The 12,035-nt window shown below is 62.0% G+C and carries 10 protein-coding genes; 6 read left to right on the forward strand and 4 right to left on the reverse strand.

Annotated elements, in window-relative coordinates:
* Nucleotides 1-3 precede the first annotated feature (3 nt).
* A complete protein-coding gene (locus K6G35_RS07410) occupies nucleotides 4-489 on the reverse strand; it encodes a hypothetical protein (RefSeq protein ID WP_008650780.1) in 486 nt (161 codons plus the stop codon).
* 1,484 nt (nucleotides 490-1,973) lie between these two features.
* Between K6G35_RS07410 and K6G35_RS07415 the strand changes: the two genes are divergently transcribed.
* Nucleotides 1,974-2,153, forward strand: coding sequence for a transport permease of gamma-aminobutyrate (locus K6G35_RS07415; protein ID WP_286962671.1), 180 nt, complete (start codon nucleotides 1,974-1,976; stop codon nucleotides 2,151-2,153).
* 57 nt (nucleotides 2,154-2,210) lie between these two features.
* Here K6G35_RS07415 and K6G35_RS07420 read toward each other — a convergent pair whose 3' ends face one another.
* Nucleotides 2,211-3,878: a PHA/PHB synthase family protein gene (locus K6G35_RS07420; protein ID WP_495676281.1), complete on the reverse strand. Its 1,668-nt coding sequence runs from the start codon at nucleotides 3,876-3,878 to the stop codon at nucleotides 2,211-2,213.
* 47 nt (nucleotides 3,879-3,925) lie between these two features.
* A complete protein-coding gene (locus K6G35_RS07425) occupies nucleotides 3,926-4,366 on the reverse strand; it encodes a MaoC family dehydratase (protein ID WP_035882144.1) in 441 nt (146 codons plus the stop codon).
* 604 nt (nucleotides 4,367-4,970) lie between these two features.
* On the opposite strand from K6G35_RS07425, the gene K6G35_RS07430 reads away from it, so the two are divergent.
* The 4 genes from K6G35_RS07430 (at nucleotide 4,971) to K6G35_RS07445 (ending at nucleotide 10,812) form a co-directional block, all read left to right on the forward strand.
* Nucleotides 4,971-8,246 (forward strand): DUF2339 domain-containing protein, encoded by a 3,276-nt coding sequence (locus K6G35_RS07430; protein ID WP_495676282.1) that lies wholly within the window; start codon nucleotides 4,971-4,973, stop codon nucleotides 8,244-8,246.
* A complete protein-coding gene (locus K6G35_RS07435; RefSeq protein WP_495676283.1) occupies nucleotides 8,243-9,589 on the forward strand; it encodes a DUF3999 domain-containing protein in 1,347 nt (448 codons plus the stop codon). The genes K6G35_RS07430 and K6G35_RS07435 overlap by 4 nt, the downstream gene beginning before the upstream one ends.
* Nucleotides 9,590-9,892: 303 nt before the next feature.
* Entirely contained in the window at nucleotides 9,893-10,324 is a 432-nt protein-coding gene (locus K6G35_RS07440; RefSeq protein ID WP_008650786.1) for a universal stress protein, read from the forward strand.
* 47 nt (nucleotides 10,325-10,371) lie between these two features.
* A complete protein-coding gene (locus K6G35_RS07445) occupies nucleotides 10,372-10,812 on the forward strand; it encodes a universal stress protein (RefSeq protein WP_035882145.1) in 441 nt (146 codons plus the stop codon).
* A gap of 18 nt (nucleotides 10,813-10,830) precedes the next feature.
* Here K6G35_RS07445 and K6G35_RS07450 read toward each other — a convergent pair whose 3' ends face one another.
* Nucleotides 10,831-10,995, reverse strand: coding sequence for a hypothetical protein (locus K6G35_RS07450; protein ID WP_495676284.1), 165 nt, complete (start codon nucleotides 10,993-10,995; stop codon nucleotides 10,831-10,833).
* 485 nt (nucleotides 10,996-11,480) lie between these two features.
* Between K6G35_RS07450 and K6G35_RS07455 the strand changes: the two genes are divergently transcribed.
* Entirely contained in the window at nucleotides 11,481-11,876 is a 396-nt protein-coding gene (locus K6G35_RS07455; protein WP_495676285.1) for a hypothetical protein, read from the forward strand.
* The last annotated feature ends 159 nt before the right edge of the window (nucleotides 11,877-12,035 follow it).

Genomic DNA, 12,035 nt, shown 5'->3' on the forward strand with positions numbered 1-12,035 from the left:
GGCTCATTGAACGGCGGTTGCATAGTTCGCAGGAATGGGCATGTAGCCCATTGCCCACCATATTGCCGCAGGATGGTTGGGGAAGTTGGGGATCGCGTGGTGGAGAAAGATGTCCGGTACCAATGCCTTTGCAGATGGACGGGCATGCACTGTCTCGCACCACTTCTGTCGCAGCCGGAGCCACGTCAGTTCGGCACGGGCGATGTGGTCCCACTCGTGCGGTACCAATTGCTGGTCGAACAGCATGGCACCTTCAGTTGTCATGACGGCCACCACGCTGTTGTACCGCCCGAGCCCATGCGGAAAGCTGCGACGCACGAATGTCAGCAGACCAGGGTTGGGTTCGTTGAAAACTCGTCGCAACAGTCGGATGTACACAGCACATTCGCGTCTCGAACGCTCGCTGTAGTCCTTATGGTCAACCTGCGCGCACGATTCTGCGGCGGGAACCGTGCCCAACTCGATTTCAATGGCCTTGGTCTGGAACATGCGCGTTCCCTTTGTCGCGTCGGCATAGGATGCAGGGCATTGTCAAATTAGCGGACGCGAAGGTCTAGTAGGACGCGGCCTAAACTGCTTGAGCCGCGTTGCGAACGCGTGACATTGGAGTCACGCTGACTCGTCCGCGAGATCATTCAGAATCGCCTGCGTACCCAGAACGTGCGCAAGGACGCCAACCTCGTGCTCGGCAGTGTCCTGTTAGCGGCGGCAGCGGGCCGGACCATGCTCATGACCATCGCCTCAGGCAAGGGCACTCCCGCGAGTCCCCGTGGCTGAGATCGGTGTCGACATTACGCGCTTTCCCAATCCCGCCAACTTCCTATCCTGAGCCGGTCTATGTCTACGCAATGACGAAAGTGCATGCAAACGCCGAAGCACTCGTTTCCGCAAGAGCACTACATTGTTAATGACGCTGGTAACCGCCGCGTTCCCCAATGCCGCAGCGCAGGGAATCGTTACACAAGCGCCATTTAGGCGCGCGCCTATACCGCTCTGCCAGCCCCATGCGCTAAGCTGCGTACGCACGTGTGGAAGGTTCAAACTCGTGGACCCCCTTTCCGGGCCGTCACCCGTCGGCCCGTTTTTTTTGTTCGCGCCGGTCTCATCGTCTTGCGCCGGAAAATTGTGAGTGTTCCCTCCCACGTGCCCTCCGAATCCAGCCAGCGACGTCCACACACGTGGCGAACGTACGTGGTTCAGACGCCAACAGTCAATTGACCGTGCTCATCCAATGAGCACGACTGCCGCCGTCGCAGCCATCGGTCTATGGCGCTGTCACTGCATCAGGAGTGGCCAACGACATCCAAATCGGCGTTGAGGCGAGACGACCCTTGATGAATGACGACGACAGTCGGACGGTCTCCCAGCAACACTGCACGTTGGCATCGGCATGGGTCGCTTAACCCGATGGCACGGGCTCGTGGGGTGTGCGCGTCATCAGTCTGGTTGCGCCAGGCGGCATGGAGCCCGCTCATAAGTGCCCCACAACGAAGCGGTCATCGATCATTGATCGGAAACGCAGCATATTTGAAAGCATCGATCGCATCATCGGAACCACGAGCAGTAAGCGGTGGAGAGTCAGCGCCCGTCGTGTAAATCAGGACTGCACTGGGCAAGGCAATCCGTAAGCATACGTTGATCGATGCCCGGTAAGGACTGGGAGCTTCCTTTAATGTACCAGCATGATCTTGCGGGTACTTTGGTTCCACCATTCCACCACGTAGACGTTGCGGCTGGCGCTCACTGCCGCGCCGCTTGGGTTGTCGAAGGACGCGGCCGCGCCGGTGCCTTAGTCCCGTCTACGTCAAAGGGATTGATGCCCCTGCACAATCCATTGCGATAAAGCAATGATCGAAAACGTATGGGAATAGTTTGATAAAGATGGAATAGGAACACATGCTCCGCTGGTGTAACTGGCCATTGCCGCTACCCAACTGCAGGTGGGTGCCAAGGTCGATGCGGAGACTCAGAAGATGCCTCTGCACATGTGGCTTTACCCGTGGCTCACATGGGCAGGCATCCTGATCATCGTCGGCGTGCTAGTGGCTATATTCCTTCGCCCCGATCACCGCATGGAGGTCACGGCAATAGCTGGGCTCGCGGTTATCGTGCCCGTAGCCGCGAGCGTGTCGCGGCTACGGCGCGTACCGTGAGCGGAGTCCGGGTCGTCAGGCTGCGCCGCGAGTGTTGCGCGCTATGGCGGTTGAGACTTACTCGGCCCTGACCTTCACGTACCGGCCCGGCGCGGGTTCGATCGGCTGGAACCGGCTGTCGCCGAGCTTCGCCGGCGCCGCCTTTTGCTTGCCGCCGTGACGCTTGAGCCAGGCGCTCCAGTGCGTCCACCAGCTTCCCGGCGTGGACTGTGCGGAAGCGAGCCAGTCCTCTGCATGATCTCCCTGTGCGCCGGCGCTCCAGTAGCCGCGCTTCTGCTTGGAGGCCGGATTGATGACACCGGCGATGTGGCCACTTTCGCCCAGCACAAACTCGCTATCGCCACCGAGCAGTTGCGTACTGCGATAGGCCGACTGCCAGGGGACGATGTGATCCTCCTTGGTGGCCAGGACGTAGCTCGGCACCTTGATCTTGCCCAGGTCGATCGAATGCCCGCACATCGACAACTCGTCGCGTCTGCAAAGCCGGTTCTCCAGGTACATATTGCGCAGGTACCACGCGTACATGGGGCCGGGCAGGTTGGTCGCATCGGCGTTCCAATAGAGCAGGTCGAAGGCTGCCGGCGATTTTCCCTTCAGGTAGTTGGTGACGACGTACGGCCAGATCAGGTCGTTGGGGCGCAGGGTCTGGAAGACGAAGGCCAGTTCCTTGCCAGAGTAAATGCCACCATTGCCAATGGTCTGCTCGCGCGCCACCACGGTGGCTTCGTCGAGGAAGAAACCTAGGTCGCCTGGGTCGGTGAAGTCCAGCATGGTCGTCAGCAGTGTCATGCTGGCCACCATGTCTTCGCCGCGTGCTTCCTGGACTGCCAGGGCCGAGGTCAGCAGCGTGCCGCCGACGCACCAGCCCAGCGCGTTCACCTGGCTTGCGCCACCGATGGCACGGCTGACCTCGAGCGCCTTGATGACACCTTCCACATAGTCGTCCCAAGTGGTACCGCGCATGTCTTCCTGCGGATTGCGCCACGAAGTGACAAAGACTGTGTAACCCTGTTCGCAGGCGAAACGGACGAAGGAGTTCTCCGGCTGGAGATCGAGGATGTAGTACTTGTTGATGCAGGGCGGCACGATCACCAGCGGGCGCGACATCACCTTCGACGTCAGCGGCTTGTACTGGATCAGCTGCATCACATCGCATTCGAACACCACGGCGCCTTCGGATGTGGCGACGTCACGGCCCACCTCGAACGCCGACTCGTCGGTGATGGCGATGCGCCGCTGGCGCATGTCCTCGACATAGTTTGCGAAGCCGTTCAGGAGGCTCTCACCGTTGGTCTCCAATGCCAGCCGGATGGCTTCCGGGTTGGTGGCCAGGAAGTTGGACGGGCTCATGGCATCGACGAGTTGCCCCAGGAAGAAGGACAGTTTGCTCTTGTCGTCGTCGTTCAGATGGATCGACTCGGCCAGTTCGGCAAGCGTCTTGGCATTGAGGAGATAACCTTCCTTGAGCATCCGGTACCACGGGTTCTCGTCCCAGTCCTTCACCGCGAACCGGCGGTCCGGCTTTTGGTCTGCTCCGGCCTGACCGAATGCCGAGGCCAGTATCGAAAACTGACCTTCAAGGTGCCGGAAGCCGGACTGCATCAGGCGGGGCATGTCGATGCTGCTGGGCAGGTAGCGTGGGTAGGCGAATAGCTCCGCGAGCGACGTCAGCGGCGAGGGAAAGCCGTTCAGCAGCGGATTGGCAAGCGGTGTCGGCACAGGCATTGGCGTTCTCATGACGAATGGCGTGTTATGTCGGACGGTTGCGCGGCTCATTGCTCGCGTCGTTTTGCTGACGTTGGCATGATCAGGGCGTCACCGTCGACCACGACTTTGTCCTGGACCATGCAGACCGTGCTGAGCGCGACACGCCGTTTCTCCGGTTGAAGATCCGTGACCGTGACTGTCACGTGCACGGTTTCACCAGGCTTCACCGGGGCCCTGAAGCGCAGGTTCTGGCTCAGGTAGATCGATCCCGGGCCGGGCAGGCGACTGGCCAACGCTGCCGAGATCACGCTGGCCGTCAGCATCCCGTGGGCGATGCGCCCGCCAAACGGCGTGGTCTTCGCGAAGTCGTCGTCAAGATGGATGGCGTTGTTGTCGCCGGAAGCCGTCGCGAACAACTCGATATCGGTTTCAGTGATGGTCTTGGCGTAGCTTGCGGTCATGCCAAGCTGCAGGTCTTCGTAGTCATAGCCATTCAGGGTGTTCACGAGGTCTCCTTGATAGTGTTGAAAGCTGTTCGGGCGCCAGATCCAGGCGATACCCGCGCGCCGACGCGCGCGGCGCCGCGTATCGTTCAACGGGTGGTCGAGGTGTAGCCGGATCCCGCGCCTCAATGGGTGCGTGCCCCATCTTCAGTGCATGGAGCGCGTGTGCAGGCTGTGCCGGGGACTAACGGACGATCGGTTCTTCATCCCCTGCGAAGCAGGGTCTGCACTTCGATCGGCGATCCGGGGGCATTCACATGCGGAATGTCCCGGCGTGTGTCGTGGACGGGGTTGCTGACGGGGGCGCTCAAGCATGAACCGAACATGGATTCAAGAGCCCCAGCATAGGTGGGCAACTGGCGATCGACTTTGCATGAACAGCCAGGGCGTTGACATTTCGTGCCACGCGAGCCAAGCGTAGCGATGCAAATGGATGGCGCGTTACCCGCGGCTACCGGGTTGCCCACCCGATTTCAGACGTTTCTAGTCTGAATGCCAAACGCGTGGGGAATACACGTTGATCAGTGTATTTGTAACATTACCGAGATGTCACCCCGGCGTCCCTGCAAGCCACTAAAATCGCGGCACCTCTCTCTGGTGACTATTAATGCTCTGGATACTCGGCTTGATCGGCCTGATCGTGGGGGCCTCGGTTGGGGCCGGTGAAGGCGCTGTCCTCGGCGCCGCCGTTGGGGCGGCGCTGGGTTGGGTAATGCGGGAAAAAGCCCAGCAGGACGCGTTGCCCGCGCGCGAACGCGAGACACCCTCGTTGGCGCAGCGGGTTTTCGCCTTGGAGCGCGAGGTAGCGGAGTTGAAGCGAGCGCTTGGCGCGGCCGGATCGGGGTATGCGGAGGGCGCCATCGACGCGAAGACTTCCGATTATTCAGAGACAGTGCGGTCAGAGGCACCAGAGCGACCACCGGTGATCCCAGTCCCGGCGAGCCAGAGCGCCGTCGCCGCCACGGCGGTTTCCGCCGCTCCTATTCCCGTGGCAGCGGCCTCGGCACCAACCCCAACGTCGCGCACTCAGGTTGTCGGCGACCAGGACGTGCCAGAGATCGTGCCTGTATGGGCGGCCTCTCCCCGGGCGGCATCGTCCAGCGATATGCCCTCCGTCGTGGCATCGGATATTGATTTTGCCAAACGTCTTTTCCGCGCCGCGCTCGACTGGCTGCTGGGTGGCAACAGCGTGGCGCGCGTTGGCATCCTGATTCTTTTTTTCGGCGTCGCATTCCTGCTCAAGTACGCGGCAGACAACAGCATTCTGCCCGTCGAGTTCCGGCTCGCGGGCGTGTGCCTGGGTGCGGTTGGGCTGCTCGCACTGGGCTGGCGCTTGCGCACCCGGCGACCGGGATACGCGCTGGCGGTGCAGGGCGCGGGTGTTGGTGTGCTCTATCTCACGGTTTTTGCCGCAGCCCGGCTCTATGACCTTCTGCCGGCCAGCGCGGCTTTCGCGCTGATGGTACTGGTCTGTGGTCTCGCGGCGGGGCTGGCGATTCTGCAGAATGCCTCGGTGCTGGCGGTGACGGGAAGCGCAGGCGGCTTTCTCGCGCCCCTGCTCATTTCCACGGGCGGCGGCAGCCACGTCATGCTGTTCAGCTACTACGCGCTCCTCAATGCCGGAATATTCGTGATTGCCTGGTTCCGCGCTTGGCGTGTGCTGAATCTGCTCGGCTTCGTCTTCACGTTCGGTATCGCGACGCTGTGGGGCGTGCTCCGCTACAAACCGGCGCTGCTTTCCACCACAGAGCCTTTCCTCATCCTCTTTTTCCTGCTGTACACCGGGATTGCCTTGCTGTATGCGCTGCGTCGCTCCGTCCAGCTCACCGGATACGTGGATGGCACGCTGATATTCGGGACGCCGCTGGCAGTGGCGGGCCTGCAGGCTGCGCTGATGCGTGGCACGCCTTTCGGCATGGCATGGAGTGCAGTGGCGATGGCGGCGTTCTACTTCGCGCTGGCGGCCGGATTGCTGCGGCACCGCCAACGGCTGAGTCTGCTGTTCGATGCACTGCTTGCCTTGGGCGTCATCTTCGCAACGCTCGCGATTCCGCTTGGTTTCGACGGACGGACCACGAGTGCGGTGTGGGCGCTGGAAGGTGCGGGGGTCGTGTGGATTGCCATGCGCCAGCAGCGCCGCCTTTCACTGTGGTGTGGCTTGCTGCTGCAGTTCGCCGCTGGCTTTGCATTCCTGGCAGGGGCGCTTGGCGACACCGAACCGGGCGCGTGGCCGGTATTCAATGCCCGCTATATCGGCACGATGCTACTGGCGTTGGCGGGTTTCTTCAGCGCCTGGTGCCTGCTCGCGCGCGAGCAGGTTCGTACCTGGGTGCCGTTTGTTCAGGAGTGGGGTCTGATGATGGCCCTGTGGGGCGTGTGGTGGTGGCTCGGCGGCGGCGTTTTCGAGATATGGCATTGGCACGTCGAGCAGGGCTGGTCCGTTCAGGACCTGCTGCGTGGCTGGCTGCTGTTCGCCGTGCTGTCGGCATGGCTGGCGCATCTTGGTAGCCGCGCCGCGGCCTGGCCGTTGGCGGACTTTCCTGCACTGGGGTTGACGCCGGTGCTTGGCTTGCTGGGCATCGCGAGCTGCGCCGTCTGGACTGGTCCGCCGCTGGGCGGCAGCGGTCTGCTGGCGTGGCCCCTGGCGTTCGCGGCCAGTTGGTGGCTGCTCAAACGCCAGGAAGCAGCCCACGCCGACACCCGGCTTGCGCCTCTGCATACGCTGCTATTCCTGACGCTATGCGTGGTGCTCTCGGATGAAGGCTACTGGCGGTTGCGCGCGTTCGTGCCGGAGGGCGCCTGGAGCTGGGCTGCCTGGGCATATGGTCATGGCTGCTTGCTGGCGGTGCTCGCCGGTGCCGGATTGCGACTGAACTGGCCGGTGCGCCGTTTTGCCCGGGCCTACCTGCTGTGGGCTGCGTTGCCGCTAGCCGCGCTACTATGGATCTGGTCGCTCGCAAGCCTCGTCAGCGACGGCGCGGCGGACCCGCTGCCATTTGTGCCATTCCTGAATCCGCTGGATGTCGGGCAGATGCTCATTATCGTCGCGCTGTTGCTGTGGCGCAGGCGTGTGCTGGCGCTTGAGCTTGCCTCGCAGCCGCGAGGGTTGGAGTACGCGGCGCTCGGAACAGTATTCCTGTGGCTGAACGCCGTGCTGCTACGCACCCTGCATCATCACTTCGGCGTGCGTTACGCCGTGCCAGAGATTCTGGAGTCGTTGAACCTGCAACTGGTGTTCCTGGCAGGTTGGGGCGCCATAGTGCTTGCCGCGCTCTGGCGCGTGCGCGAACCTGCCGTGGTGCGCGTCGCGGCGTTTGCCAGCGCACCGCTGGTCCTGGTCATGCTGCTGTGGTCGCTCTACGCGAACCTGACGCAGCCGGGCACCTTGCTGGGACGCATCCCGCTGCTCAATCCGCTTGATCTGATCATGTTCCTGACCTTTGGCGCGGCAGTGCTCTGGTGGTTGCGCGCGCCGGTGGCTGGTTTGCCAGTGGGCCTGCATACACGCGCGGCAGGGGCAGTGGGCGCGGGGATCGTGCTGATCTGGCTGAATGCGGTACTGCTTCGCACGCTCCACCATTGGCAAGGCGTCCCCTATACCCTGCATGACCTGGCGGGCTCGACGCTGGTGCAAGCGTCACTGTCCGTGTTCTGGACCGTCCTGGCGCTGTTAGCCATGCTGGTGGCGACCCGGGGCGCGGTGCGGTCGCTCTGGCTGGTCGGTGGTGGATTACTGGCAGTGACAGTGGTGAAGATGTTCCTGGTCGACCTGTCTTTCCTCTCGGGTGTGGCCCGCATCGTCTCTTTCATTGCGGTCGGAGGATTGCTGCTCCTGATTGGCTATCTCTCACCCATGCCGCCTGCGGCAAAGGAGGGCATGTGATCCGCCGCGTTGAATTCCGCTGGCTCTGCGTGTGCCTGCTGCTGGTTCCGCAGGCACATGCGGAGCGATTCGTGGTGGAGACGTCCACCGCGGCGCCGTACCTCACATTGACGCTCGACGCGCGTGTCTACATGTACGCACGCAGCGCACTGGCCGATCTGCGGGTACTCAACGGCGCGGGTGAGCCGTTGCCCTACGCGTTAACTGTGCCTCGGGCCGAAGCCGTTCCGGTGCGCACGTTGCACGATGTGCCGTGGTATCCCGCGCCGGCCGCCGCGTCCAATCGTGCCGAAGGTGAGCTCGGTGTCGTGATCGGTGCCGACGGCACCTTGCATGCAGCCGGTCAGGCGCCGGGTGCGAAGACAACGGCCGACTGGTTGCTCGACCTGAGTCGCCTGACAGAACCCGCCGCCGCAGTCCAGCTCGGTTTGGGGGACAGCGATTTCGAAGGGACGGTAACGGTACAGGCGAGCGACGATCTGCAATCGTGGCAGCCGGCAGGCACGGCCCGCATTCTGCGTGTGAGCCGTGGGGACAGCCGGCTCTTGCAGGAACGTATTGTCCTTGAGCCAAGGCGAACCCGCTACCTGCGGCTGCAATGGCAAGGCGCTGCACCAGAGGTAAAGGGCGTGCAGGTGGAGACGGTGACCGCCCAACCAGCGCTTCGCGCGCCACTCCAATGGAGCCAGGGTGTGCCTGGCGCGCCGGACCAGGCAGGTGATTACGCATTCGATCTTGCCGGCCGCTTCCCGGTGGAACAGGTGCGCGTGGGACTGCCGCAGGTCAACACCGTCGCACAGGCTACGCTTTGGTCGCGGCGAGATGCGCAGGCCCGGTGGGAGCATGTGTCGGATCTGCGCCTGTTTCGTTTGTCCGGACCAAACGGAGAGCAGGCGAACGAATCAGTAACGGTGCCTCGCAATGACGATCGATACTGGCGTCTGAGCGTGGATCCTCGGTCAGGCGGGCTTGGTGATGGGCGCCCCCTGTTGTTCGTGGGCTGGCAGCCCGCCGAACTGACTTTCGTGGCGCGTGGCGCGCCGCCTTTCCAGGTGGTGGTGGGCGAGGCCACCGAAGGCACGGCGCGCCTGTCCAAGGCCGACCTGCTGGCAGGTACGACACCCGCTATCGGCCAGGCAAGGCTGGGCACAATGCAGGCATCGCCGGTGGGGCTGGCATCGGCACAGGTACCTCGACGCGAGGTATGGCGCAAGGCGGTGCTGTGGACTGCATTGGTGGTGGCCGTGATGGTGCTGGGGGTGATGGCCTGGTTCCTGCTACGTCAGGCGGGCAAATCGGACAAGGCGGGTAGTGGTGGCCACCAAGGAGAAGGCAAGTCCTGAAAGGTTCATTCGCCCCTTCGCATCATGGAAGTCATTCTTGGCGCGCGCGGGCATGACAGGGCTTCCTTTCCAAAACGGACCCGTGCCGCGATGTACTGGAGAGGGCCGGTATCGGGACGTTGACTCCAGTCAAGAAGTCCAGGGCGGTACGGGGATACTGTAACTAAATCGATTCAGTTTACGAATCGAGAAACGCTCCCCGCATGCCGTGCCGGTATCCCGTGCCTGAAGGCAGGGGAATGCCGCCAGTTCGGCAATCGGTCAGCCGTTTGCAAACCGATTCGCCCTCAACCCAAGACCTCTATGTTCAAACACATCCTGCTGCCCGTTGACGGTTCCGACCAATCGCGCAAGGCTGTATCGGCGGCCATTGAATTTGCCCGTAGCACCAGGGCCCGTCTGACGCCATACATTTGCAAGGAAGAGCCTCGCTTGTCCATTTCGATGAGCGCGGCGGTCGATACCGAAAGTGTCGCGAGCAGGCTTGAAAGTGCGGCCCGGGAGGAACTCTCCCGGATTGAAGCCGCAGCCGCATTGGCGGGAGTACCGTGTATCGGAAAAACGTCCTCCGCCTCGGCACCACATCTTGGGATTATCGAGAAAGCCAATGAATTGCAGTGCGATGTCATTTTCATGGCGTCTCACGGTCGAAAGGGGTTGGGAAAGCTGCTGCTTGGCAGCGTCACGCAGGACGTGCTCTCCCATAGCACGATCCCCGTTCTCGTGTTCCGATAAGCGCAGTTCGCCAGACGATTCCACAAACAGAAGAGGAGGAGGTCATCGTGTACAAGAAAATCCTGTTGGCTGTTGATGATAGTGATGCCGCCGAGCTTGCCCTTGCGCAGGCCGTGACCGTCGCAAAAGCCATGAGCGCGGAGGTCAAGGCATTATTTGTTGTCACACAGGCGCTTGGCAGCACCTTGACGCCCGCCGAGGCGGCAACCGCGGCAATCGGCAAGCGGATACTGGAACATGTTCGCTCGAAGATGGAAGCCAACGGCTTGCACTATTCCACCGAACTGCTTGAAGAGGCCGGATCGGCAGCAGGGCAGATTGCCGACACGATCACCAGCGAAGCCAATGACTGGGACGCCGATCTGATCGTAATGGGAACGCATGGCCGACGCGGCATCAAGCGAATGGTGCTTGGTAGCGTTTCGGAGGGCGTACTGACGCAATCCAGGATCCCTGTGCTGGTGGTGCGCAGTGATTTCGAGGATTGAACGTTCGGGGCGTGCTGACTAGCCGCTCATTGCCCATGTTGCGCTGATGCCGTTGCCGTTGCCGCTGCTGCTGCTGCTGTAGGCAGCATCGACATCGGGCAGCACTGCATGCCCCGGATAGGTCAGGCAGACGTTCGCTTTGCCGGCCAGTTGTGACCGTTCCCGCCAGAGCTTGGGAAACATCTGTTCCCATCCAATTGCACTTGCTTTTGGTATACGGGCTTTCTTCAGGAACAGTCGTGCAGTCCCAAGTATCTATGCATCAAGCCCCACCTTCGCGCCTTGGCAGCGAAGCGACCGATGCTATTCGCCAACTCAAGACGCTAACCGAGATTCTTCCGACAGACAGTCTGCTGCGCAAGGCCGCGTTAGCACTGCTGTTGGAAGCAAATGCCGGCGCGCAACCGAATGCCTTGCCGTTGACGTTGGTATCGCCTCCCGCACCGGGGTCTGCGCTCCCGGAGATCACTGGGAGGCGCGCATGACAGCGGTCGAATTCCAGCAGTTTGTCATGCTGACGGGGCGAGCACTCGCAATCCTCGGCGTCATCCTGCTTGTCGTCATTCGTCTGGCGTCCCCGCACGAAAATGGGAAAAAGTAGCCGCCCCCGCAAGCCGTATCGTCCACGTCAGGCAGAGGCCCATCTCCCCGGACGCTTGCAGCCGTGGGTGCTCGACAAGCTCTTCGCGCCGCTCGAAAGCATGTTGCAACATATCCGGGACGGCGGCGAGCTGGAGGTCGACGAAGATGAGCAGTTTTGGTACTACAGCACGACGATGGGAGGCAGTTTCAAATGCGCCGAGCTGCTCGAGTCGTTCGGCGACATCTTCGCCCAACAGAGGCAGCGCGACACGAACGCACCAGATCCCGAAGCGCTGTACGTCATGGCGGCAAGCATGACGGCGGAAATCCTGGCGATGCGCGAAGTGGAAGCCGCCATTGCCTGCGCTAGCGAGATGCGCGGCTATATGGGCGCGTCGTCATTGGGGAACATGAAGGATGCGGTGCTGCTGGCATCGCTGGATAGTCACATGACGACTGTGTACGGGCAGGGCGATGCGTAAGCGCTGAGGGCGTGTCTCGCCTGTCCTCCTGTCCTCCTGTCTCATGGGGTTGTGACGGACGACTGCTGGTGACGCAATGCGGTGGTGCAACCGCCCTGCGACCCATCCGTGAAGGCTTTCCAGAAATTTCTCCGGCCAGCTTGTGTTGCCTCTGAACCC

Source organism: Cupriavidus sp. HY129, from assembly GCF_059492215.1.